The 25,045-nt window shown below is 55.4% G+C and carries 22 protein-coding genes and 1 pseudogene; 11 read left to right on the top strand and 12 right to left on the bottom strand.

Annotated features, from left to right (window positions below; all coding sequences use genetic code 11):
- Positions 1-8 precede the first annotated feature (8 nt).
- Complete coding sequence (gene djlA, locus KGP24_RS03645; RefSeq protein WP_008502016.1) at positions 9-824, bottom strand: co-chaperone DjlA; 816 nt, start codon at positions 822-824, stop codon at positions 9-11.
- A 239-nt stretch (positions 825-1,063) separates the two neighbouring features.
- Between djlA and lptD the strand changes: the two genes are divergently transcribed.
- From lptD to apaH, 6 genes are read left to right on the top strand one after another with little or no spacing between them, the layout of a single operon-like run.
- Positions 1,064-3,415: an LPS assembly protein LptD gene (lptD, locus tag KGP24_RS03640; protein WP_223562399.1), complete on the top strand. Its 2,352-nt coding sequence runs from the start codon at positions 1,064-1,066 to the stop codon at positions 3,413-3,415.
- Between the two features lie 53 nt (positions 3,416-3,468).
- Positions 3,469-4,755: a peptidylprolyl isomerase SurA gene (gene surA / locus KGP24_RS03635; protein ID WP_045907775.1), complete on the top strand. Its 1,287-nt coding sequence runs from the start codon at positions 3,469-3,471 to the stop codon at positions 4,753-4,755.
- Entirely contained in the window at positions 4,755-5,741 is a 987-nt protein-coding gene (pdxA, locus tag KGP24_RS03630; RefSeq protein ID WP_223562398.1) for a 4-hydroxythreonine-4-phosphate dehydrogenase PdxA, read from the top strand. Before surA ends, pdxA begins: the two co-directional genes overlap by 1 nt.
- The gene (gene rsmA, locus KGP24_RS03625; protein WP_023310362.1) at positions 5,738-6,559 is read left to right on the top strand and encodes a 16S rRNA (adenine(1518)-N(6)/adenine(1519)-N(6))-dimethyltransferase RsmA; all 822 of its coding nucleotides are present in this window, start codon (positions 5,738-5,740) and stop codon (positions 6,557-6,559) included. Before pdxA ends, rsmA begins: the two co-directional genes overlap by 4 nt.
- A 3-nt stretch (positions 6,560-6,562) precedes the next feature.
- A complete protein-coding gene (apaG, locus tag KGP24_RS03620; protein ID WP_047346321.1) occupies positions 6,563-6,940 on the top strand; it encodes a Co2+/Mg2+ efflux protein ApaG in 378 nt (125 codons plus the stop codon).
- A 4-nt stretch (positions 6,941-6,944) separates the two neighbouring features.
- Positions 6,945-7,793, top strand: coding sequence for a bis(5'-nucleosyl)-tetraphosphatase (symmetrical) ApaH (gene apaH, locus KGP24_RS03615; protein ID WP_223562397.1), 849 nt, complete (start codon positions 6,945-6,947; stop codon positions 7,791-7,793).
- Positions 7,794-7,832: 39 nt separating this feature from the next.
- Here apaH and folA read toward each other — a convergent pair whose 3' ends face one another.
- The 8 genes from folA to KGP24_RS03575 all read right to left on the bottom strand — a co-directional run bounded on the left by folA (position 7,833) and on the right by KGP24_RS03575 (position 18,099).
- Positions 7,833-8,312, bottom strand: a complete 480-nt coding sequence (gene folA, locus KGP24_RS03610; RefSeq protein ID WP_008502023.1) for a type 3 dihydrofolate reductase — start codon at positions 8,310-8,312, stop codon at positions 7,833-7,835.
- A 114-nt stretch (positions 8,313-8,426) separates the two neighbouring features.
- A complete protein-coding gene (gene kefC / locus KGP24_RS03605; protein ID WP_223562396.1) occupies positions 8,427-10,292 on the bottom strand; it encodes a glutathione-regulated potassium-efflux system protein KefC in 1,866 nt (621 codons plus the stop codon).
- Positions 10,285-10,815, bottom strand: coding sequence for a glutathione-regulated potassium-efflux system oxidoreductase KefF (gene kefF / locus KGP24_RS03600; protein WP_024907429.1), 531 nt, complete (start codon positions 10,813-10,815; stop codon positions 10,285-10,287). The genes kefC and kefF overlap by 8 nt, the downstream gene beginning before the upstream one ends.
- Before the next feature lie 103 nt (positions 10,816-10,918).
- Positions 10,919-11,152, bottom strand: coding sequence for a YgdI/YgdR family lipoprotein (locus KGP24_RS03595; RefSeq protein WP_003856439.1), 234 nt, complete (start codon positions 11,150-11,152; stop codon positions 10,919-10,921).
- 139 nt (positions 11,153-11,291) lie between these two features.
- A complete protein-coding gene (gene carB / locus KGP24_RS03590; protein WP_023310356.1) occupies positions 11,292-14,516 on the bottom strand; it encodes a carbamoyl-phosphate synthase large subunit in 3,225 nt (1,074 codons plus the stop codon).
- An 18-nt stretch (positions 14,517-14,534) separates the two neighbouring features.
- A complete protein-coding gene (carA, locus tag KGP24_RS03585) occupies positions 14,535-15,683 on the bottom strand; it encodes a glutamine-hydrolyzing carbamoyl-phosphate synthase small subunit (protein WP_223562395.1) in 1,149 nt (382 codons plus the stop codon).
- 454 nt (positions 15,684-16,137) lie between these two features.
- Positions 16,138-16,959, bottom strand: a complete 822-nt coding sequence (dapB, locus tag KGP24_RS03580) for a 4-hydroxy-tetrahydrodipicolinate reductase (RefSeq protein ID WP_223562394.1) — start codon at positions 16,957-16,959, stop codon at positions 16,138-16,140.
- 132 nt (positions 16,960-17,091) lie between these two features.
- Positions 17,092-18,099, bottom strand: a complete 1,008-nt coding sequence (locus KGP24_RS03575) for a LacI family DNA-binding transcriptional regulator (RefSeq protein WP_223562393.1) — start codon at positions 18,097-18,099, stop codon at positions 17,092-17,094.
- Between the two features lie 187 nt (positions 18,100-18,286).
- On the opposite strand from KGP24_RS03575, the gene KGP24_RS03570 reads away from it, so the two are divergent.
- From KGP24_RS03570 to KGP24_RS03550, 5 genes are read left to right on the top strand one after another with little or no spacing between them, the layout of a single operon-like run.
- Positions 18,287-20,029, top strand: coding sequence for a class I mannose-6-phosphate isomerase (locus tag KGP24_RS03570; protein WP_223562392.1), 1,743 nt, complete (start codon positions 18,287-18,289; stop codon positions 20,027-20,029).
- Between the two features lie 2 nt (positions 20,030-20,031).
- On the top strand, positions 20,032-20,460 hold the full coding sequence (locus tag KGP24_RS03565) for a PTS sugar transporter subunit IIA (RefSeq protein WP_223562391.1): 429 nt from the start codon (positions 20,032-20,034) through the stop codon (positions 20,458-20,460).
- Between the two features lie 10 nt (positions 20,461-20,470).
- On the top strand, positions 20,471-20,965 hold the full coding sequence (locus KGP24_RS03560; protein WP_223562390.1) for a PTS sugar transporter subunit IIB: 495 nt from the start codon (positions 20,471-20,473) through the stop codon (positions 20,963-20,965).
- 10 nt (positions 20,966-20,975) lie between these two features.
- The gene (locus tag KGP24_RS03555; RefSeq protein WP_223562389.1) at positions 20,976-21,773 is read left to right on the top strand and encodes a PTS sugar transporter subunit IIC; all 798 of its coding nucleotides are present in this window, start codon (positions 20,976-20,978) and stop codon (positions 21,771-21,773) included.
- Positions 21,773-22,591, top strand: a complete 819-nt coding sequence (locus KGP24_RS03550) for a PTS system mannose/fructose/sorbose family transporter subunit IID (RefSeq protein ID WP_223562388.1) — start codon at positions 21,773-21,775, stop codon at positions 22,589-22,591. Before KGP24_RS03555 ends, KGP24_RS03550 begins: the two co-directional genes overlap by 1 nt.
- A 28-nt stretch (positions 22,592-22,619) precedes the next feature.
- Here KGP24_RS03550 and KGP24_RS03545 read toward each other — a convergent pair.
- The 3 genes and pseudogenes from KGP24_RS03545 to ispH form a co-directional block, all read right to left on the bottom strand.
- Positions 22,620-23,390: pseudogene (locus KGP24_RS03545) on the bottom strand (glucose-6-phosphate isomerase family protein).
- Entirely contained in the window at positions 23,383-23,937 is a 555-nt protein-coding gene (locus KGP24_RS03540; protein WP_223562387.1) for a glucose-6-phosphate isomerase family protein, read from the bottom strand. Before KGP24_RS03540 ends, KGP24_RS03545 begins: the two are co-directional and overlap by 8 nt.
- A gap of 156 nt (positions 23,938-24,093) precedes the next feature.
- Positions 24,094-25,044, bottom strand: coding sequence for a 4-hydroxy-3-methylbut-2-enyl diphosphate reductase (gene ispH, locus KGP24_RS03535; protein WP_022647010.1), 951 nt, complete (start codon positions 25,042-25,044; stop codon positions 24,094-24,096).
- Between the last annotated feature and the right edge of the window lies 1 nt (position 25,045).

Below are 25,045 nucleotides of genomic sequence, written 5' to 3'. Positions count from 1 at the left end.
GCTTTTTTTTATTTGAAACCTTTCTTCTCTTTAATGAGCTCGTACGCCTTCTGGATTTCCTGCGCTTTTTGCTTCGCCATCTCCATCATTTCTGGCGGTAAGCCTTTCGCGACCAGTTTGTCCGGATGATGCTCACTCATGAGCTTACGATAGGCACGTTTAATCGTGGTCTGATCGTCAGAGGGCTTAACGCCAAGCACGTTGCAGGCGTCTTCCAGCGTCGGACCACGCTGCGCCTGCTGCCAGGCACCGCCGGACGACTGCTGGTGATAACCGCCGCCAAACTGCGCCCCGCCCTGCATCATGCGCAGGAACTGGTCGAACTGCATACGGGAGATACCCAGCTCTTCCGCAATGACGTACAGCACGTCACGTTCATTAGGGTGAAGTGAACCATCGGCGAAGGCAGCCTGAATTTGAATTTCCAGAAACATCCGAATTAAATCAAAGCGTCCGAAGCAGATGCTGCGGAACTGACGCATTTTTTCGCGAAGCGGATAATTATCCGATTTACCGATGCGAAACGCATTTTGCGCTTCCAGACGGGAGTCGCCATGCAGGTTCATGCGATCCATAAAGACGCTGGCAATCTGAATATCGGCTTCTGTGACACGCCCTTTGGATTTGGTTAAGTGCCCCATGACCTCAAAGGTGGTGGAGAAAAAGAGTGACTGACGCTCGCGCTGATTGGCAAACCAGGCCATTTTGCGGCTGCGCGCCTTATCAAACATATGGCCGATAATAAGCCCAAGCACAATCCCCCAGAACCCGGCACCCATGATGATGGCGAACGCAACGCCGATTATTTTACCCCAATACTGCATATACTCCCCGGATAGTCATATTCCTTGCCGACGCAACGTCATCATCACTGTGTTCAAGTCACGGTCAATTGAAGGACATCGCCTATAATTTGCTTTATCATACTCGTCATTCGATAGCGAGCCTAACACTCTGGCACGCAAACGGGCAGGATTAACGCTGGTACTGCGCAGATGAGTAAGATAGTCTCTGAGCGTTTGTAAGCCGTAGCCACTGATGACGGAACAATAAAATACAACGTATGAAAAAACGTATCCCCACCCTCCTGGCCACAATGATTGGCACCGCCCTGTACAGTCAACAGGGGCTGGCGGCCGATCTCGCCTCGCAGTGTATGCTTGGCGTCCCAAGTTATAATCGCCCACTGGTGAGTGGCGATACAAATAGCTTGCCGGTAACCATTACTGCCGACAGTTCGAAAGGGACTTACCCTGACAATGCCACGTTTACGGGCAATGTAGATATTAACCAGGGCAATAGCCGCCTGCAGGCAGATGAAGTGCAATTGCACCAGAAGCAGCCGGAAGGTGCGGCCGAGCCGGTACGAACGGTGGATGCGCTGGGTAATGTGCACTATGACGACAATCAGGTCATCCTGAAAGGTCCGAAAGCCTGGTCAAACCTGAATACTAAAGATACTAACGTCTGGAAAGGTGATTACCAGATGGTGGGTCGCCAGGGGCGCGGTGACGCAGACCTGATGAAACAGCGCGGTGAAAACCGCTATACGATCCTGGAAAATGGTACGTTCACGTCATGTCTGCCAGGTTCAAATACCTGGAGCGTGGTCGGTAGCGAGGTTATCCATGACCGCGAAGAACAGGTCGCAGAGATCTGGAACGCCCGCTTTAAGCTGGGTCCGGTGCCCATATTCTACAGCCCTTATCTGCAGCTTCCCGTGGGTGACAAACGTCGCTCCGGTTTCCTGATCCCGAATGCCAAATACAGCACGTCGAACTATTTTGAGTTCTACCTGCCGTATTACTGGAACATCGCGCCAAACATGGATGCGACGATCACGCCGCACTATATCCACAAGCGCGGCAACATCATGTGGGAGAACGAGTTCCGCTATCTGACCCACGCCGGTGCGGGTCTGATGGAGCTGGACTATCTGCCGTCGGATAAAGTCTTCCAGGACGAGCATCCGACCGAAGGCGACAAGCACCGCTGGATGTATTTCTGGCAGCATTCCGGGGTGATGGATCAGGTCTGGCGTTTCAACGTTAACTACACCAAGGTCAGTGACCCGAACTACTTTAACGATTTCTCCTCAAAATACGGTTCGAGTACCGATGGTTATGCCACGCAGATCTTCAGCGTTGGCTATGCGGTGCAGAACTTCGATGCGACGGTAACCAACAAGCAGTTCCAGGTGTTCTCCAGCCAGACGGCAAGTACCTATGGCGCCGAGCCACAGCTGGACGTTAACTGGTACCAAAATGACGTGGGTCCGTTCGACACCCGTATTTATGGTCAGGCGGTGCATTTTGTAAACACCAATTCCAATATGCCGGAAGCCACCCGAGTTCACCTTGAGCCCGTCATCAACTTGCCATGGTCAAATGACTGGGCAAGCCTGAATACTGAAGCCAAGCTGATGGCGACACACTATCAGCAAAAAAATATTGATGATTACAATACCAGCAACAACGCCCGTCTTGAGGAAAGCGTAAACCGCACGCTTCCGCAGTTCAAAATGGACGGTAAGCTGATCTTCGAGCGCAACATGGGACTTCTGGCGGATGGCTATACCCAGACGCTGGAGCCACGTATGCAGTACCTGTACGTGCCTTATCGCGACCAGAGCAACATCAATAACTACGACTCCTCTTTACTGCAGTCTGACTATAGCGGCCTGTTCCGCGACCGTACCTACGGTGGCCTTGACCGCATCGCCTCAGCGAACCAGTTAACGACCGGGGTCACATCGCGCGTTTATGATGACGCTGCCGTTGAACGTTTTAACGTTTCTGTTGGTCAAATCTACTATTTCACCGAGTCTCGCACGGGCGATGACAATATTAAGTGGGAGAAAGATAACAAGACAGGTTCGCTGATTTGGGCTGGTGATACCTACTGGCGCATGACCGATCGTTGGGGTCTTCGCGGTGGCGTGCAATATGACACCCGTCTCGACAATATCGCCAACAGTACGGCGGCGATCGAGTACCGCCGGGATGAAGATCGTATGGTGCAGTTGACCTATCGTTATGCCAGCCCGGAATATATTCAGGCGACGTTACCAAACTATGGTACTGCAGAGCAGTATAAAGACGGTATTTCGCAGGTGGGTGGGGCAGCGAGTTGGCCAATCGCCGACCGCTGGTCAATCGTAGGCGCGTACTACTTCGACACTAACGCCAATAAAGCTGCTGACCAGATGGTAGGTCTGCAATATAACTCCTGCTGTTACGCGCTGCGTGTCGGCTACGAACGTAAGCTTAACGGCTGGAACAGTGAAAACAATCAGAGCAAATACGATAACGTGATTGGCTTTAACTTCGAGTTACGCGGCCTGAGTTCCAACTACGGTCTGGGTACACAGAAAATGCTGCGCTCGAATATTCTGCCGTACAGTAGCGCCTTGTAATGTGCTTGATTTGCAACGTAATCCGCTTTGCGGTTAATTGAAATGGAAAAAGTATGAAGAACTGGAAAACGCTGCTGCTCGGTGTCGCTATGGTTGCGAATACCAGCTTCGCGGCCCCCCAGGTTGTTGATAAAGTCGCTGCTGTGGTTAACAACGGCGTCGTGCTTGAAAGTGACGTTGATGGTCTGATGAAATCGGTGAAGCTCAATTCGGGCGAAGCCGGTCAACAGCTTCCGGATGACGCCACGCTGCGCCACCAGATTCTGGAGCGTCTGATCATGGATCAGATCGTTCTGCAGATGGGGCAGAAAATGGGTGTGAAGGTCACTGACGAGCAGCTCGATCAGGCGATCGCTAATATCGCGAAGCAGAACAATATGTCTTTAGACCAGATGCGCAGCCGTCTGGCCTATGACGGCATCAGCTACGCCACCTACCGTAACCAGATCCGTAAAGAGATGCTGATTTCGGAAGTGCGTAACAACGAAGTGCGTCGCCGCGTTACAATCCTGCCTCAGGAAGTGGACGCGCTGGCAAAACAGGTGGGTAACCAGAACGATGCGAGCACAGAGCTGAACCTGAGCCACATTCTGATCCCACTGCCAGAGAACCCAACGTCCGATCAGGCTGCGGAAGCAGAAAGCCAGGCGCGTTCTATTGTTGAACAGGCGCGTAACGGCGGTGACTTTGGCAAGCTGGCAATCACCTACTCCGCTGACCAACAGGCGCTGAAAGGCGGCCAGATGGGCTGGGGACGTATTCAGGAGCTGCCTTCCATCTTTGCTCAGGCGCTGAGCACGGCGAAGAAAGGGGATATCGTTGGTCCTATCCGTTCAGGCGTGGGCTTCCACATTCTGAAGGTGAACGATCTGCGCGGCCAGAGTCAAAATATCTCCGTCACCGAAGTTCACGCTCGCCATATTCTTCTGAAACCGTCACCGATCATGACTGACGATCAGGCGCGTGCGAAGCTGGAACAGATCGCTGCTGACATTAAGAGCGGTAAAACCTCGTTTGCGAAGGCAGCAAAAGAGTTCTCTCAGGATCCAGGCTCTGCTAACCAGGGCGGCGATCTGGGCTGGGCGGCTGCGGATATTTACGATCCTGCGTTCCGCGATGCGTTGATGAAGCTGAACAAAGGTCAGATCAGCGCGCCGGTCCACTCTTCATTTGGCTGGCATCTGATCGAGCTGATGGACACCCGTAACGTTGATAAAACGGATGCGGCACAGAAAGACAGAGCCTACCGTATGCTGTTTAACCGTAAGTTCTCTGAAGAAGCAGCAACCTGGATGCAGGAACAACGCGCCAGCGCTTATGTGAAAGTTCTGAGCAACTAATGAAACAGCATCGTGTTGTTATCACGCCCGGCGAACCCGCCGGGATTGGGCCTGACCTCGTTGTCCAGCTCGCCCAGCGCAGCTGGCCGGTTGAACTGGTTGTCTGCGCGGATGCAACACTGTTACAGGACCGGGCAACGCTGCTCGGTCTGCCTTTAACGCTCATCCCTTACGTTGAAGGCCAACAGCCTGCACCGCAGCAAGCCGGTACGCTCACCCTTCTTTCAGTTCCCCTTCGTACAGCGGTTATTCCGGGCCAGCTCAGCACGGAAAACGGCCACTATGTCGTTGAAACTCTGGCGCGCGCCTGCGACGGTTGTCTGAAGGGCGAATTTGCCGCCCTGATCACCGGCCCCGTCCACAAAGGCGTTATCAACGAAGCGGGTATACCCTTTACCGGGCATACGGAGTTCTTCGAAGAACGCTCGCACAGCCCGAAAGTGGTGATGATGCTGGCGACGGAGGAGATGCGCGTTGCGCTGGTGACAACCCATCTGCCGATCAAAGCCATTCCTGATGCGATCACCCCTGAACTCCTGCGTGAGATCATCGGGATTTTGCACCACGATCTGCAGACAAAATTTGGGATCCTGCAGCCGCACGTGCTGGTTTGTGGCCTCAATCCGCACGCCGGCGAAGGCGGGCACATGGGAACCGAAGAGATCGACACCATTATTCCGGTGCTCAACGAAATGCGGGCGAAGGGGATGAATCTCAGCGGGCCGCTGCCTGCAGATACCCTTTTCCAGCCGAAATACCTGGATAATGCCGATGCCGTGCTCGCGATGTACCACGATCAGGGCCTGCCCGTGCTAAAATACCAGGGCTTTGGCCGCGGGGTGAATATTACCCTCGGTTTACCCTTTATTCGAACGTCCGTTGACCACGGTACTGCGCTGGATCTGGCAGGCCAGGGGAAAGCGGATGTCGGCAGTTTTATTACGGCGCTTAATCTCGCCATCAAAATGATTGTTAATACTCAATGACTAATCGAGTCCATCAGGGCCACTTAGCCCGTAAACGTTTCGGGCAAAACTTCCTTAACGATCAGTTCGTGATCGAAAGTATTGTCTCGGCTATTAATCCGCAAAAAGGTCAGGCGATGGTTGAAATCGGCCCGGGCCTTGCCGCGCTGACCGAGCCAGTAGGCGAACGCCTTGACGAGCTGACCGTCATCGAACTGGACCGCGATCTGGCCGCACGCCTGCAAACGCACCCGTTCCTCGGGCCGAAGCTGACCATCTATCAGCAGGACGCCATGACCATGAACTTTGGCGAACTGTCGGAAAAAATGGGCCAGCCGCTGCGCGTCTTCGGCAACCTGCCGTACAACATCTCCACACCGCTCATGTTCCACCTCTTTAGCTATACTGATGCCATTGCCGACATGCACTTCATGTTGCAAAAAGAGGTTGTTAACCGTCTGGTTGCAGGCCCGAACAGTAAAGCGTATGGTCGTTTAAGCGTGATGGCACAGTATTACTGCAACGTGATCCCGGTACTCGAAGTACCGCCGTCAGCGTTCACACCACCACCGAAAGTGGATTCAGCGGTTGTGCGCCTTGTGCCGCACAAGACGAAACCGTATCCGGTTAAAGATCTGCGCGTACTGAGCCGCATTACTACAGAAGCCTTTAACCAGCGCCGTAAAACGATCCGTAACAGCCTGAGCAATTCGTTTACCGTTGAGGTGTTAGCCGAGCTGGGGATCGACCCGGCAATGCGTGCGGAGAATATTTCCGTAGAGCAGTACTGCAAGCTGGCTAATTACATCAGCGATAATGCGCCGCCGAAGGAGAGTTAAGCCATGATTGATTCGCCCCGCGTATGTGTCCATGTACAAAGCGTCTATGTTGAATCACAGTCCTCCCCGGACGAAGAACGTTTTGTTTTCGCTTACACCGTGACCATTCGTAATCTGGGGCGGATGCCCGTGCAGCTGCGCGGGCGTTACTGGCTTATCACTAACGGCAATGGCCGCGAAATCGAAGTTCAGGGCGAAGGTGTGGTCGGTGAGCAGCCCCATATCGCCCCTGGCGAAGAGTACCAGTACACCAGCGGCGCGGTAATTGAAACGCCGATGGGTACCATGCAAGGCCATTATGAAATGGTCGATGTCGATGGCAATAGTTTCCGCGTTGCCATTCCTGTGTTCCGTCTCGCCGTTACAACACTCATTCATTAATCTAATGTCTACATATCTGATTGGCGACGTTCACGGTTGCTACGATGAACTGATCGCATTATTAAAACAGGTCGACTTTACGCCAGGACAGGACACACTCTGGCTGACGGGCGATTTAGTCGCGCGTGGCCCCGGCTCCCTTGAAGTATTACGTTTCGTCAAATCGCTGGGCGACAGCGTGCGCATGGTGCTGGGCAATCACGATCTGCATCTGCTGGCGGTTTTCGCCGGGATCAGCCGCAACAAACCTAAAGATCGTCTTACCCCACTGCTGGATGCGCCGGATGCGGACGATCTGATTAACTGGCTGCGCCGTCAGCCCCTGCTGCAGATCGACGAAGAGAAAAAGCTGGTCATGGCGCATGCCGGAATCACGCCACAATGGGATCTTGAGACGGCGAAAACCTGCGCGCGTGACGTTGAGGCGGTGCTGGCGAGCGACTCGTATCCTTTCTTCCTCGATGCCATGTACGGCGATATGCCGAACCACTGGAGCGAGGAACTCAGCGGTCTGGCCCGCCTGCGCTTTATCACCAACGCGTTCACCCGCATGCGTTTCTGCTTCCCGAACGGACAGCTGGACATGTATTCCAAAGAGACGCCGGAAAGCGCGCCCGCACCGCTGAAACCGTGGTTTGCCATTCCGGGGCCGGTGACAAGCGAGTACAGCGTGGTATTTGGTCACTGGGCTGCACTGGAAGGAAAAGGAACACCGGAAGGGATCTATGGTCTGGATACCGGATGCTGCTGGGGCGGAGACTTAACCTGCTTACGCTGGGAAGATAAAGCTTACTTTGTGCAGCCGTCCAACCGACAGCTGGACTTGGGGGAAAGTGAGGCCGTTGCCTCCTGATACGCTATTCCCTCTCCCGGCCGGGAGAGGGAAAATCACTTAACGACGTTCCAGAATCTCGAAGCAGTAGCTGTGGGAGTTCTGTGCATCCGCGTCGTGGAACTCGCTGAATACCGATTCCCACTCGTCCGGATCGTAGTCCGGGAAATGGGTATCCCCTTCCACTTCTGCATCAATGTGGGTCAGATACAGCTTCTGCGCTTTTGGCAGGAACTGCTCATATACGCGCCCACCGCCAATCACCATGATCTCTTCGGCATTGCCGCATGCTGCAATCGCCTCGTCTACTGATTTTACCCATTCGACGCGATCGTCAGTGCCCGGCTGGCTGCTGATAACGATATTCTTACGGCCCGGCAATGGACGACCAATCGACTCCCAGGTCAGGCGGCCCATCACTACCGGCTTGTTTAACGTAGTACGTTTAAACCATGCGAGATCGGCAGGCAGGTTCCACGGCATGGCATTTTCCATACCGATAACGCGGTCCACCGCCAGCGCTGCAATCAGACTGATCATTGAAAATTTCCCGGATGCAAAAAATTGCCGCCACTATACGGAAAGCTTAATCTTTCGTCGACTGGCGGCAGGGTAAAGATAAAGAAATTTTTTAATATTGCTGGCAACCCCACTTCACGCGGAAGGTTTACTCTCGGGCTCGTCAGACGGATCGCCGGTATGCTTGCCCTCTTCCGTGCCCTGCCAGCCATGACGCTGGATCAGCGACAGGTGGTTTCGATCCTCGTTAATGATTTCCGTCAGCATCGCGCTGGTGCGTTTAAACACCGCCGCACGCTCGGTGGCCGTACTGCCGGCCATCGCCGCCATCTCTTCGACCATCTCGGTATTAAAGCGGCGGAACAGGTCTGCACGCTCACGTGCTTCATACGCGCCGAGCCCCAGGTTTTCCAGCGCCACGCGGCCAGACTTGAGCGCACCTTCGAACGTTTCACGCTCCGGCGCGTCTACGCCCGCCTGTCGCAGGCGGATGTAGTGATCCACATCGCGGGCGCGGGAAATAATGGTCAGCGCCGGGAAATGTTCTTTTACCAGCTCCACCATCTGCATGCTGGTTTCCGGATCGTCAATGGCGTTAATCAACACCTCGGCTTTTGCCGCCCCGGCGGATTCCAGCAGATCGACGCGAGTCGCATCCCCGTAGAACACCTTCATATCAAATTTACGCAGGGTGTCGACATGGTCGGGATCGTGATCGAGGATAACCATTTTCACCCCGCTGGACAGCAACAGACGGCCCACGATCTGCCCGTAGCGGCCAAATCCGGCAATGATGACGCGCGGCTGCTCCTCGTCAATCTCATCGGCTTCGCGCTCCTGCTCGCTGTCCGATTTTTCCAGGCGCGTCAGCACCACCAGCAGCACAGGCGTCGCCGCCATCGACAGTGCGACCGCCAGCGTCAGCGCTTTCGCCCACTCGGGATCGAGCACGTTTGCCATCTGCGCGGCGCCAAAGACCACGAACGCAAATTCACTCCCCTGCCCCAGCAGCACGGCAAACCAGCGGCGCTGCCTGCCCGGCACGTTCAATGGACGCGCAATCAGCCACAGCATCACCATTTTAATGACCAGGAAGCCGACGAGCAGGATGACGATCCGCAGCGGGTGCGTCACCAGCGTGCCGAAGTCGACGGACATCCCAACGCCGATAAAAAACAGCCCCAGCAGCAACCCTTTGAACGGCTCGATATCGCTTTCCAGCGCGTGACGGTATTCAGAGCTCGCCAGCAGAACGCCTGCGAGGAACGCCCCCATTGCCATCGACAGCCCGGCCTCCTCCAGCAGCAGGCCGAAGCCAAACACCAGGAACAGCGCCACGGCGCTGAATACTTCGCGCAGGCCTGAACGGGCGACAAACCGCAGCAGCGGTCGTGTCACGTAGCGGCCCAGCAGCACCACCAGCGCCAGGGCACCCGCCACCTTCAGCGCCGACAGCGCGAAAGCACCCAGCGTGGTAGAGGAACCGCTGGCCGCCAGCAGCGGGATCATCGCCACCAGCGGGATAGCGGCAATGTCCTGGAACAGCAGAACCGAGAACGCGCTGCGTCCCATCTGAGAAACCGTCAGATTTCGCTCGTTCATCGCCTGCATGGCAATCGCCGTCGAGGAGAGCGCCAGCGTCATGCCGATGAGCTCCGCCACTTTCCAGTCCATGCCCAACAGGATGCAGAACCCGCCCAGCAGCAGGCCGCAGGCCACCATCTGCAGCGCCCCACCGCCAAATACCGAGGCGCGAAGCTTCCACAGCCGCTGCGGGTCGAGCTCCAGGCCAATCACAAACAGCATCAGCACCACGCCAATTTCAGCAAAATGGAGAATCGCCTCGGCATCCGTGACCAGTCGAAAGCCCCACGGCCCAATGACGCAGCCCGCAATCAGGTAGCCAAGAACCGAGCCCAGCCCCAGGCGTACCGCCACGGGCACAATCAGCGCCGCCGCACCGAGGTAAATCAGCGCCTGTATCAGCGTATGGCTATCCATGGTGCGCCTCCTGCCACTCAAGCAAGCGTTGTTTATAATGGCGAGCCTGCGCCTGCAGCGTTTCATCGTCGCAAACAAACGTGCAGTGCATCGCAAACGGCGGGAGCCAGTTCAGACCGCAATAGAGCGCCGTCGCCTGCAGCGGCTGCGCCAGGACGTCAAAACCCGGGAAGGAACCGATATCAAAATGGCTTTCCCCACCGCCGGTGGTAACCGCCCACATCAGGCTTTTCCCTTTAAGCGCATTGCCGTTGTGGCCGTACGCCCAGCCGTGGGAGAAGACTTTATCAATCCACAGCTTCAGGAGCGGGGGCGTGCTGTACCACTGCATCGGATGCTGCCAGATAATCAGATCGGCACGAGAAAGCGCCTCCTGTTCGGCGGCGATATCGATATTAAAATCGGGATAGAGTTGATAGAGGGAACGTATCTCTACGTTATCAAGCGTCCTTACCTGCTCAAGCATCCGCTTATTCGCATGCGAGTGCTGCGGATAAGGATGGGCATAAATTATCAGAATCATTGATTAGCCTGTTGTTACTGCTTTCTTTTAACAAAAGAGTGTAGTCAGTAATTCAACAGGCTAATAGTGAATATTATTGACGGGCTTACGTCACAATTCTGAATTAGTTATCCAGCTCGCCCATGGATTTCACCTGGTCACGGTTGATCTGCTCGGTTTGACCAGTTTCGGCATTTTTGTACGACACCAGACCGGTATCGTCATCCACCTGCGGCTTGCCGTCGGTGACAATGGTTTTGCCATCGGTGGTTTTTACGGCCTGATTAGACGAACAGCCCGCAACGGTAAACATTGCCGTAGCAGCCAGAACGGAAGCGATCAGTAATTTATTTTGCATGGTGTTTTCCCCTGCTCTCAGTTGAATTTCGTTATCGACCTAACCATTTTAGGCTAACTGACTGAAAGCGGATGAAAAACCAGAAGGTTCTGAAGATGGGGAGAGTGCCCGGCAGCCGAACGGCACCGGGCATTTTTACTTACTTGCTAATCTGCGCGTGCATTTCCTGAACCGAAATCACCTTCTCGGTGGCATCCGCGTTCAGCGCCATGGCCGTCGCGAAACCGCCGTTCAGGGTGGTGTCGTAGTGCACCTTGTACTGCAGCGCGCTGCGGCGAATCAGCTTAGAGTCTTCAATCGCCTGGCGGCCTGCGGTGGTGTTGATGATGTAGGTGTATTCGCCATTCTTGATACGGTCCTGAATGTGCGGACGACCTTCATGCACCTTGTTCACCAGACGCGGGTTGATGCCGGCTTCGCCCAGCACAATCGCGGTACCGTGGGTTGCATCCAGCTCGAAGCCCTGCTTCAGCAGCTTGGCGGCCAGGTCAACCACGCGCTCTTTGTCGCCTTCGCGAACGGAGAGCAGCGCACGGCCTGATTTTCTCATGGTGGAGCTACTGCCCAGCTGCGCCTTCGCGAACGCTTCTGCGAAGGTACGGCCCACGCCCATCACTTCCCCGGTAGAGCGCATTTCTGGCCCTAACAGCGGGTCAACGCCCGGGAATTTGTTGAACGGCAGCACCACTTCTTTCACCGAGTAGTACGGTGGAATGATCTCTTTGGTCACGCCCTGCTGCGCCAGCGTCTGGCCCGCCATCACGCGCGCCGCCACTTTCGCCAGCGGTACGCCGGTGGCTTTGGAGACGAACGGTACAGTACGTGCCGCACGTGGGTTGACTTCAATCAGGTAGACTTCGTTGTCTTTCACCGCGAACTGGACGTTCATCAGACCGCGAACCTGCAATTCGAAGGCCAGCTTCTGCACCTGCTGGCGCATCACGTCCTGAATCTCCTGGCTCAGGGTGTACGCTGGCAGAGAACAGGCGGAGTCGCCGGAGTGCACGCCTGCCTGCTCGATGTGCTCCATGATGCCGCCAATCAGCACCATTTCGCCGTCGCAGATGGCGTCAACGTCTACTTCAACCGCGTCGTCGAGGAAGCGGTCGAGCAGCACTGGCGCATCGTTCGACACGCTCACCGCAGTCTGGAAGTAGCGGCGCAGGTCGGCTTCGTCATAAACGATTTCCATCGCGCGGCCGCCCAGCACGTAGGAAGGACGCACCACCAGCGGGTAGCCAATCTCTTTCGCCTTCTCAACGGCCATTTCGATGGCGGTGACGGTGGCGTTTGCAGGCTGCTTCAGCTTCAGACGGTCAACCGCCTGCTGGAAACGCTCGCGGTCTTCCGCACGGTCAATCGCATCCGGGCTGGTGCCGATAACCGGCACGCCTGCCGCTTCCAGCGCGCGCGCCAGCTTCAGCGGGGTCTGACCGCCGTACTGCACGATGACGCCTTTTGGCTTCTCGATGCGCACGATTTCCAGCACGTCTTCCAGGGTAACCGGCTCGAAGTAGAGGCGGTCAGAGGTGTCGTAGTCGGTCGATACGGTTTCCGGGTTACAGTTGACCATGATGGTCTCGTAACCGTCTTCACGCAGCGCCAGCGAGGCGTGCACGCAGCAGTAGTCGAACTCGATGCCCTGGCCGATACGGTTTGGACCGCCGCCCAGCACCATAATCTTGTCGCGGTCGACGGACGGGTTCGCTTCGCACTCGTCTTCATAGGTGGAGTACATGTAGGCGGTGTCGGTCGAGAATTCAGCCGCACAGGTGTCCACGCGCTTGTAGACCGGGTGCAGGTCGTACTGGTCGCGCAGCTTGCGGATTTCCGCTTCACGCACGCCCGCCAGCTTAGCCAGACGCGCATCGGCGAAGCCTTTACGCTTCAGCACGCGCAGGAAATCAGCGTCCAGGCCGGTGATGCCCAGCTCTGCGACCTGTTCTTCAAGACGCACCAGCTCTTCAATCTGCACCAGGAACCAGCGGTCGATGTTGGTCAGGTTGAACACGCCGTCGACGGAAAGGCCGGCACGGAAGGCATCGGCGATGTACCAGATACGCTCCGCACCCGCGTCTTTCAGCTCGCGGCGGATTTTGGTCAGCGCTTCCGGGTCGTCCAGGCTCACTTTCGGGTCGAAGCCGGTCGCGCCCACTTCGAGGCCGCGCAGCGCTTTCTGGAGGGATTCCTGCTGCGTGCGGCCAATCGCCATCACTTCACCAACCGATTTCATCTGGGTGGTCAGACGGTCGTTCGCACCCGCGAATTTCTCGAAGTTGAAGCGTGGGATTTTGGTGACAACGTAGTCGATGGACGGCTCGAAGGACGCAGGCGTGCGGCCACCGGTGATGTCGTTCATCAGCTCGTCGAGGGTGTAACCTACCGCCAGTTTCGCCGCCACTTTTGCAATCGGGAAGCCGGTCGCTTTAGAGGCCAGCGCAGAGGAACGGGACACGCGCGGGTTCATCTCGATAACAATCAGACGACCGGTTTTCGGGTTCACCGAGAATTGCACGTTTGAACCACCGGTTTCCACGCCGATTTCACGCAGTACCGCCATCGAGGCGTTACGCATGATTTGATACTCTTTGTCGGTCAGGGTCTGAGCCGGGGCAACGGTGATGGAGTCGCCGGTGTGGATACCCATCGCATCGAAGTTTTCGATGGAGCAGACGATGATGCAGTTGTCGTTTTTATCACGCACCACTTCCATCTCGTACTCTTTCCAGCCAATCAGCGATTCATCAATCAGCAGCTCTTTGGTTGGGGAGAGATCCAGACCGCGTTCGCAAATCTCTTCGAACTCTTCGCGGTTGTAGGCGATACCGCCGCCGGTGCCGCCCATGGTGAACGATGGACGGATGATGCACGGATAGCCCACGTCAGCCGCGACGGCCAGCGCTTCTTCCATATTGTGCGCGATACCAGAACGCGCAGTGTCGAGGCCGATTTTCTTCATCGCCACGTCGAAGCGGCGACGGTCTTCTGCTTTATCAATCGCGTCGGCGGTTGCACCAATCATGGTCACGCCGAACTCTTCCAGCACGCCCTGACGCTCCAGCTCCAGCGCACAGTTCAGCGCCGTCTGGCCGCCCATGGTTGGCAGCACCGCGTCCGGACGCTCTTTCTCGATGATTTTACGCACCACTTCCCAGTGAATCGGCTCGATGTAGGTTGCATCAGCCATTTCCGGGTCGGTCATGATGGTCGCCGGGTTGGAGTTGACCAGGATTACGCGGTAACCCTCTTCACGCAGGGCTTTACACGCCTGCGCGCCGGAGTAGTCGAATTCGCAGGCCTGCCCGATCACGATCGGGCCAGCGCCAAGGATCAGGATGCTTTTTATGTCTGTACGTTTTGGCATTGTCTTCTCGGCTCCTGATTATTTAGCGGTCTTACGGTATTGCTCGATAAGTTCGATGAAGTGATCGAACAGCGGCGCGGCGTCGTGTGGGCCCGGGCTGGCTTCCGGGTGGCCCTGGAAGCTGAACGCTGGCTTATCGGTGCGATGAATCCCCTGCAGGGTGCCATCGAACAGCGACTTATGGGTCACGCGCAGGTTAGCCGGCATCGAGGCTTCATCGACGGCAAAGCCGTGGTTCTGCGCGGTGATCATCACCGTGTTGTTATCGATGTCTTTCACCGGGTGGTTACCACCGTGGTGGCCGAACTTCATCTTAACGGTGTTCGCACCGCTCGCCAGCGCCAGCAGCTGATGGCCGAGGCAGATGCCGAATACCGGAATGTCGGTTTCCAGGAAGGACTTGATGGCAGCGATGGCGTAATCGCACGGTGCCGGGTCGCCAGGACCGTTAGACAGGAAAATACCGTCCGGATTCATCTTCAGCACGTCTTCGGCGGACGTTTGTGCCGGTACCACCGTCAGGCGGCAGCCGCGGTCAACCAGCATGCGCAGGATGTTGCGCTTGGCGCCGAAATCGTAGGCCACCACGTGGAACGGCAGCTCGCTCTCTTTTTTCGCTTCCGGCAGGTCGCCTTCCAGCGTCCAGCTACCCTGCGTCCAGCTGTAGGCTTCCGCGGTAGTCACTTCTTTCGCCAGGTCCATGCCGTTCAGGCCCGGGAAGGCTTTCGCTTTTTCCAGCGCCAGCGTCGCATCGAGGTTATCACCTGCGATGATGCAGCCGTTCTGGGCACCCTTCTCGCGCAGCAAACGCGTTAACTTACGGGTATCAATATCGGCAATCGCCACGATGTTATGGCGCTTCAGGTAAGAAGATAGGTCTTCGGTATTGCGGAAGTTGCTGGCAATCAGCGGCAGGTCGCGGATGACCAGGCCTTGCGCATGTACCTGAGAAGATTCTTCGTCAGCCGAATTGGTGCCGACATTGCCGATATGAGGATAAGTAAGAGTAACGATTTGGCGAGAATAGGAAGGATCAGTGAGGATTTCTTGATAACCGGTCATTGAAGTATTGAAAACGACTTCCCCAACCGCCGAACCCGTTGCCCCTATGGCCCGACCGATAAACTGGGTTCCGTCTTCCAGAACCAATAGCGCTGACTTAATCAAAACACCCTCCAGAGAATATTCACTCACTTTATTTGCATATTAATTCATAACCATGTCACGAATCAATGCAAATGTGTTGCCAGCGGATTTTTGGCAAACGGCGGCATTCTGGGGATTTGGTGGGTAAAAGTCAACTTAAAACGGATATTTTGTTTAGTCTTTTGCAGGCCTGGTGAGAGGAATGCCGCTTAAGCGACAAAAAGATCAGGTAAATCACTGCAGAAAACGCTTGCGCGCCTGGTTTAATAAAAAAATACGCGATTGAGCATAAAAAAGTGGACCAAATGGTCAAAATTTACATTTCAGTAACGTAAAAACGCAAGAATATATAGATATTCATGGATTTAAAGTAAAATTCACGATGAAACAGGAAAAATAAAAGGGCAATAAAATATTGCCCTATGCAATCAATAGATTACGACTGCAATAACCACATCACGATGGGTAATAATGCTTACAAATTGTTGAGATCCAGCACATCTCGCATATCAAAAAGGCCATCTTTCTTGCTTTTTAGCCACAAAGCGGAACGTACCGCACCGTTGGCGAACGTCATACGGCTGGAGGCTTTATGCGTAATTTCGACGCGCTCACCAATATCGGCGAACATCGCCGTGTGTTCGCCGACGATGTCACCCGCCCGCACGGTTGCAAAACCAATGGTGCCCGGCACGCGTTCGCCGGTGTAACCTTCGCGGGTGTAAACCGCGCAGTCTTTTAAATCTTTATCAAGTGCATGAGCAATCGCTTCGCCCATCGCCAGCGCCGTACCTGATGGCGCATCAACTTTGTAGCGGTGGTGAGCTTCTACGATCTCGATATCGGTATAGTTGCCCATCACCTTCGCGGCCTTCTCCAGCAGCTTCAGCATGACGTTAACGCCCACGCTGAAGTTTGCGGCGAAGACAATCGCAATATCTTTTGATGCATCCTGGATAGCCTGCTTACCCGCATCGTCAAAACCGGTGGTGCCGATCACCATCCCCTTGCCGTGCTGGCGACAAAACGCAAGGTGCGTGAGCGTCCCTTCCGGACGGGTAAAATCGATGAATACATCGAAGTCCTCTTTTACCGCCTCCAGGCTGCTTTGCACGGTAACGCCCGTGTGGCCTGCGCCCGCCAGCTCACCGGCATCGGTCCCCAGAAGTGAAGAACCTTCTCGCTCCAGGGCCGCGCCAAGCGCGACGCCATCCATCTGTAGTGCCGCCTGAATCAGCTGACGGCCCATACGTCCACCCGCGCCCGCAATCGCGACACGGATCTGTGCATCATGCATAGTTATTCTCTTACGTTAAAATGATGTAAACCGTTTTCAGATTAACCAGCCTTCGCGGTGGCTGCCACTGAAAACACCAATAATTAGAATTTAATGATAAACAGGAAGAAATATCAGTAAAAAGCATAACGATCAGCGAAAACCGCAGGATTCCCGCACTACGAGGGCGGGGGGAAGGATAATCCGTTTTGCCGGTTCATCATTTCCTTGCATGCGGCTATACAGCAACTCTCCTGCCTTGCGCCCAATCTCTTTCGCGGCGACAGATACCGTCGTTAGTGCAGGCTGAACCAGCGCCGCTTCGGTGATGTCATCGAATCCCACCAGGGCAAAATCACGTCCGGGTTCCCGGTTCAATTTGCGTAAACACTGCATAACCCCGAGGGCCACAATATCCTGATAACAAATCGCGGCGGTGATTTCCGGATTATCGGTCAGCAAACTCTCTGCCACCCGCGCACCGTCGCTTTGGCTGGCCTGTGAAGTCACAATCCAGGCCGCATTCGGCGTAATACCGTATTCCAGAAGTTTACTGGTAAATCCGCCAATACGCTGCGCCCGTGACCCCGAATTCTGGCTACCGCCGATAAATGCGATCTGCCGGTGTCCCATTTTTAAAAGATGTTCGGTCGCCATTTGGGTGCCAAGAAAGTTATCTGTTCCAACAAAATCGAACCCCGGATCGCTAAGCGGTCGTACTACCATAATCGCCGGAATATTGCGTCGCTTCAGGCTATCAAAAAAAGATTGTGGCGTTTCGCGGGCGGCACAGAGCACCATGCCACCCACGTTGTTACGCATCAGCGAATCAACAAACTTTTGCTGTCGCTCGGCGGATTCTTCGCTATTTGCCAAAAACAGCATCAGCTCATGGCGCTCCATCTCATGGCTTAAGCCGGCGGTCATCTCGCCGTAGAAAGGGTTGGTGATGTCATGCAACAGCAACCCCACCTGGTTACTGCTGCGGTTGCGCAAATTGGCCGCCGTCTGGTTGTAGACATAGCCCGACTCGTCCAGCGCCCTGAGCACGCGTTCACGCGTGCTTTGCGAAATACGGCCTTTGTTGCAAAGCACCATAGAGACCGTCGCCGTTGACACGCCGGCGCGTTTCGCGACATCGGCCAGAGTAATTCCCGTCATGTTGTCTCCTTAGTCACCACTATAGATTAATCGAATAACCTATTTTTTGCATTTTTCCCTGTGAGTCTCTTCACATTACGGCTACCAATCAGGATTACATTCGTATTTATGGCGGGTTAATCGCGTTAACCACTCTTCTCAAATTCGGTTAATCGAATAACCTTAAATAAAGAATACGGAGGATACAATGACCACTTACGACAAATTCCCCACGGTGGCGATTCAGGGTTATGACGACAGCGCCTGGCAAGGTTGGGAGCCGATTATCAGCAGCCTTGATGCAAAAATCCGACAGTGCAGCCGCACCGTACTGGTGATTGATTGCTATCCAGGCGTGCGCATGACCGAACTTGAGAACGTTTTGCTGCAGCAATTGCGTCCGACACTCACAATCAATGTCGAACAAGCGCGACGGGATGAGCGCGCCATTCATGAAATGCTGGCACGCAACCTCACCGACGATCGCGTCTTTGGCGTACTCTCCTGCCACCAGCTCGTTGAGTTTTTCGATCCCACTCGTCTGGAAACATTGCAGGCTCAGGTGAGCCAGTGCTCTGAAGGGCTGATTGTGATTTATGGCCCCGGTGCGGCGCTCGTCCATCCGGGTGATGTGCTGGTGTATGCCGATCTTCCGCGATGGGAGATCCAGCAGCGTATGCGCAGCGGTGAGATGGGGAACTGGGGCGTAGAGAATCAGCATGAAGATATACTTCGTCGCTACAAACGCGCCTTTTTTATCGAATGGCGAGTCTTCGATCGTCACAAAACGCCACTTCTCAAACGCGCCGATTTTTTACTGGATACAACCCGGGCAAACCAGCCCGCGATGGCCAGCGGCGAGGCCCTGCGTGCCGGGCTTGAACAAACGACCTCGCAGCCTTTCCGCGTAGTCCCCTTTTTCGACCCCGGAATCTGGGGCGGCCAGTGGATGAAACAACAATTCGATCTCGATCCCTCTGCACCCAATTACGCATGGTGTTTTGACTGTGTGCCCGAGGAAAACAGCCTGTTACTGCGTTTTGGCGCAGTGCGGATCGAGATCCCCTCTCAGGATCTGGTTCTGCTTGAGCCTCGCGCTCTGCTGGGTGAGAAAGTTCACGCACGTTTCGGCGCGGAGTTCCCGATTCGCTTTGACTTTCTCGATACCATTGGTGGCCAAAACCTGAGCTTCCAGGTCCACCCCGTTACCGAGTACATCCAGCAGCAGTTCGGGATGCATTACACGCAGGATGAGAGCTATTACATCCTGGACGCCAGGCCGGATGCCGTTGTTTATCTGGGCACCAAAACCGGTATAGATGCTAAGGACATGATGGACGATCTCAGGCGTGCGGGGCGCGGTGAAAAACCGTTTGATGATGCCCGTTTCGTTAATCAAATCCCGGCCAAAAAACACGACCATTTCCTGATCCCTGCAGGCACAGTGCACTGCTCCGGCGCGGGGACTATGGTACTGGAGATCAGCGCTACGCCGTATATCTTCACCTTCAAACTATGGGACTGGGGCCGCCTTGGGCTGGACGGTCAGCCGCGCCCGGTACACCTGGATCACGGTGAAAAGGTGATCGACTGGCAGCGCGACACGCAGTGGGTGCATCAGCATCTGGTGAATCAGTTTGAACCTATCGCAGAAGGAAATTACTGGCGCGAAGAACGAACGGGGCTGCACGAGCGAGAATTTATCGAAACCCGTCGTCACTGGTTTAGCGAACCCGTGTTGCATCACACCGGTGGCGGTGTGAATGTGCTGAATCTCGTGGAGGGAGACGAAGCCATTGTCGATAGCCCAACCGGAGCGTTTGCGCCTTTTACCGTCCATTACGCCGAAACCTTCATCATTCCGGCAAGCGTCGGTGAATATCGCATTTCTCCGCCCGCCCATTCCTCCAGCCGACCACTGGCGACTATCAAAGCCTGGGTAAGGAGTTAACGATGATTCATTTTATTGTCGCCACCCACGGCCCACTTGCCAGCGCTCTGCTGGAGAGCGGCCGGATGGTTTATGGCGAGCTGCCCGGCGTGCATGCCGTTTGTCTGACCGAACAGGCAGGGATAGAGGGCTTCCGCCGTGACTTTTGCGCCACGCTGGAAGCAGCAAGCATAAATGCTGATGGCGTGCTGGTGCTATGCGATATGCAAAGCGGCACGCCGTGGAACGTGGCCTGCGAGGCCGCGTTTAATCCGCGTACGCAGCCGCCTGTCGCCGTGGTCGCGGGGGTCAACTTCCCGATGCTGCTGCAAACCGACGAGGTGATGATGGCACGCGATGTTCATCATGCTGCCGCGCAAATAATCCAACTCACTCTGCCGACGCTGGTACAGGCGAAACAGATAGATTCTGAACCGACAGACGATTTTTAAGGAGCTGCATATGAGTATTTCTTTTGTTCGCATCGACGATCGCGTGATCCATGGGCAGCTCATCACACGCTGGGCCAAAGAGCTGCCCTGTGACGGCATCGTTGCCATTGATGATGCCGTTGCGGCCGATCCACTGCTGTCGTCGGTCATGAAAGGCGCCGTCTCTGACACCAAAGTGTGGCTGTTCGATACCGCAACGGCGATTGAAAAACTGCCCAAAGTGATTGCCAGCGAGAAGCGGTATTTTGTGATAGGCAAATCGCCGCTTACGCTGCAGCGCATTGAACAGGCAGGCATTAGCCTGAAAAACAGCAACGGGAAAATCAACGTGGGGCCGATGAGCGCTCGCGCTAACACGATCACCATCGGCCCGAATCAATCGGTCACGAAAGATGAAGCGGCGGCTTTCGAGTGGCTAACTGTCCAGGGACACGCGATTGAATTCCGCCTGGTTCCCGATGCCAGTTTTTATACCTGGCATGACGCCAGACAAAAGCTGAAATAAGGAGCGGACCATGTTTATCGAAGCGTCTTTAATTGGCCTCCTGTGTTATCTGGGTGCACTCAGCAGTCCGTGGCTTTTAGGGTTGACTGGCGGTTGGTATCTCATCTCCCGACCGCTTATTTCCGGGATGTTGGTTGGCCTGATCCTGGGCGATATCAAAACCGGGATTATGATTGGCGTAGCGGTGCAGGCGGTGTATATCGCGATGGTGACCCCCGGTGGCTCGATGCCCGCAGATTTAAACTTTGTGGCTTATCCGGCCATTGCGCTGGGGATCCTTTCCGGCAAAGGACCTGAGGTTGCCGTCGCACTGGCAGCAACTATCGGTATCGCCGGAACCATTCTCTTCAATGCGATGATGGTGCTCAATTCGTTCTGGAATCATCGGGCGGATGTCGCGCTGGAAAATGGCGATGAGCGAGGAATCTACCTCAACAGCGCCATATGGCCGCAGGTGATGAATTTTGTGCTGCGCTTTGTCCCCACGTTTATCGCCGTCTTTTTTGGCGCGCAATACATTAGCAGCTTTATGGACAGCCTGCCGCAGATCGTGCTCTCGACCATGAACGTGCTGGGCGGTATTTTGCCTGCCGTCGGTATTGCCATCCTGCTTAAGCAGATCATCAAAAGCTACACCATGATCATCTATTTTCTGGTGGGCTTCGTCTGCATCGTTTTCCTGAAACTCAATATGGTTGCGCTGGTGATCGTGGGCGCCCTGCTGGCGCTGATTCATTATAACTACAAACCTGAGACGCCGCAGGCCGTGGCTTCAGCACCTGTCCCTGACGACGAGGATGAATTCTGATGGAAGAACGTAAACTGACCCGCAAAGATCTGCGCCGCTGCTGGCGGGCGTGGATGATGCACAACCTCTCTTCAATGAGCTTTGAACGGCTGGAATCCTTCGGCTTCTGCCTGAGCATGCTGCCGGTGGCAAAAAAACTCTATCCCGATGCAGCACAACGCACCGAGATGCTGCGTCGCCACGCGTCGTTCTACAACACGGAGCCGCAAATTGGCGCGATTGTTAACGGTATGGCGCTGGGTCTGGAAGAGAAGAAAGCCAACGGCGAGCCGATTGATGGTGAAACCATCAACACTCTGAAGGTGGGCCTGATGGGGCCGATAGCAGGGATCGGCGATTCGATGATCCCCGGAATGCTAATCCCCATCCTCCTCAGCATCGGGATGGCGCTGGCGGCAGGCGGGAACATACTTGGCCCGCTGTTTTATACCGTTGCCTGGCTGGCCATTATTATTCCGGGCTCATGGTTCCTGTTTCTTAAAGGCTACCAGATGGGATCAGGCTCTGTGGAGATGCTGGTCAGCAGCAAATCCACCCGGCTACGGGAAGCGCTCTCCCTGCTGGGCGTATTCGTCATGGGCGGCGTGGCGGCCAGCTATGTGAAGCTCGGTACCGGGCTGGAGTTCATCACGCGCGACGGCGTTAACATTCACGTGCAGCAGATGCTGGACGGTATTTTCCCGCAACTGCTTCCACTGATAGTGGTGCTAGGTACCTGGTACCTGATGGCAAAACGCGGCGTGTCGCCAGTCAAAGCCATGGTTTTACTGCTGGTACTCGCCGCGCTTGGCGTGGCATCCGGGGTGTTTGCAGGATAAAAAAGCCGGGGCTCTGCCCCGGCTTTTGCTATGGATGGAAATGGTGCCACAGCTCTGCCGTTCTGTCCGGGCGCGAGATAAACTGGAACCGAGCCGGATCGTCAATAAACTGCTGATAAATAGGCGCATCCGTAATACCAAACTCACTGTAACGACGCGGTGTGATCATCTGTAACCTCCCTGCCATATAGTGGCTATTATGCTGCCAGATAATGTTTTTTCCCTGAACCAGCGGATACCAGGCCAGCCCCTTGTGCGCGCGAACCGCGTCATATTCAAAGCCGTACTCACGATCGCACCAGGCACCAAAAGTCAGCGGAGTATCGGGCGAGGCCGAAATGGTCGCATGACCCCAACCCGGAGGCACCAGCACCTTTTATCCTGGCCCCGCTAAAACGGCAAAACAGCGTCCGGGATCGTCCTCGACGTACTCCTGCATGTAAATAATCGCTTTACCTTGCCAGATCTCATAAAGCTCTGGTGGTGACCATCCGCTATGCTGGCTGATGCGGTGGACATGCCCCTGGCTGCGAATTGGCTCATCGCCGAGCGTACCTGCGGCGTAGGTAACCACACCAAAGAGCAACATCCGTTTTTCCAGCTCCGGTCTATCCATCAGTCGCGCGACATCCATGGCGATAGCGTACACCTGATCCGGCCCCTGACAGTCAGGATCGCGCAGTGACGGGCGGATCTGATCCAGAGTGCGGATTTCCGGCATCGGCCCGGTGACATCATCACCATAGCTAAAACCCAGCGGCTGATGGGTAATGGTCATATCAAGGCCATAGTCAGACATGACGCACCTCGAAACCTTGCCCGGTGGCAAAGACTCGCAGAGCGAAACCCTCTGCCAGCGCCGCGTAGTCGTGCCCCGCGACGCTTGACCAGACGGCCAGCGAGGAGAGCGTCTCATTACCGGTGTTGATCAAACGGTGCGCCGTAAAAGGAGGAATAATGTGTACCGACCCTGTTACTACCTGCTCAACTCGCGCAACGCCCGCCTCCGTTTGCAACAACAGTAAGCCGCTGCCACGCAGGCCAAAATAGACTTCCCCCTGTTCACGGCGCTCATGAAAATGACCGCGTGTCATAAAGAACTCATCACCAACTTTACCTGCATGAAGGTGAGTGACGCCAACGTAGAGCGCCCCCTCAGCCATGGGGGATTCCAGGACCTCAACGTCGTATACGCTTTGTTGGGGATCGCGACACTTCCACTCCTCGCGGTTAGCGAAGATGCAGGGAAGGTCGGCAAGGCAGGTTGTCTTGCGAACAAGCGGGCCTCTGGCGAGCGCGCCAGTCGCCCATGCCACCTGAGGTGGCAGAATAATTTCTGGTTTCATAGTCATCTCCGGCCCAAGGAGAACAGCAACATCAGCCTATCAGATTAAACGATTAACCTGCCGATGAAGGCACCATTCTTGATGGTGAATCACAGTTAACCAGAAACAAAAATGCCGGTAGATTTCGCCACCGGCATTTTCAAGGCAGAGAGAAAACTATTCGACTTCGCGGGCGTCGATACGCAGTTCTTTCGGGACTTCGAAAACGATGTTCTCTTCACGTCCTTCCAGCGGCACCGCTTCGCCGCCGCCCAGCTCCTGCAGGCGGGCAATAACGTTCTGCACCAGGATGTCCGGCGCGGAAGCGCCTGCGGTCACGCCCACGCAGGCCGCATTTTTGACCCACGCTTCCTGAATATCCGTCGCGTCGTCAATCAGGAAAGCCGCTTTCCCCATACGCTGCGCCAGTTCGGCCAGGCGGTTGGAGTTAGAGGAGTTTTTGGAGCCGACCACCAGAACCACATCCGCCTGTTCAGCCAGTGCGCGCACAGCTTCCTGACGGTTAGTGGTCGCGTAGCAGATATCATCCTTACGCGGACCGACGATTTTCGGGAAGCGCTGACGCAGGGCGTCAATCACGTCTGAAGTATCGTCTACAGAGAGCGTCGTCTGGGTCATAAACGACAGACGCGCTTCGTTTTTCACGTTCAGCGTAAAGACATCTTCAGGCGACTCGACCAGATACATCCCCCCTTCCGGGTTGCTGTACTGGCCCATGGTGCCTTCGACTTCCGGATGACCGGCATGGCCAATCAGAATCGACTCTTCACCACGACGGCTGGCGCGCGCCACTTCCATATGCACTTTTGTCACCAACGGACAGGTGGCATCGAATACGGTCAGATCGCGGCTTTTTGCTTCGTTACGTACCGCCTGCGAGACGCCGTGCGCGGAGAAAATCAGGATCGCACCGTCCGGCACCTCACTAATCTGCTCGATAAAGATGGCACCACGCTCGCGCAGGCTGTCCACCACGTAGCGGTTGTGCACCACTTCGTGACGCACATAAATTGGCGCGCCGTAAATCTCCAGCGCGTTTTCAACAATGCTGATAGCGCGGTCTACACCGGCGCAGAAGCCGCGCGGGTTAGCCAACAGGATCTGCATT

The sequence above is a fragment of the Enterobacter sp. JBIWA008 genome, from assembly GCF_019968765.1.
GTDB lineage: Bacteria > Pseudomonadota > Gammaproteobacteria > Enterobacterales > Enterobacteriaceae > Enterobacter.
This window is presented reverse-complemented; position numbering and strand designations above follow the sequence as displayed.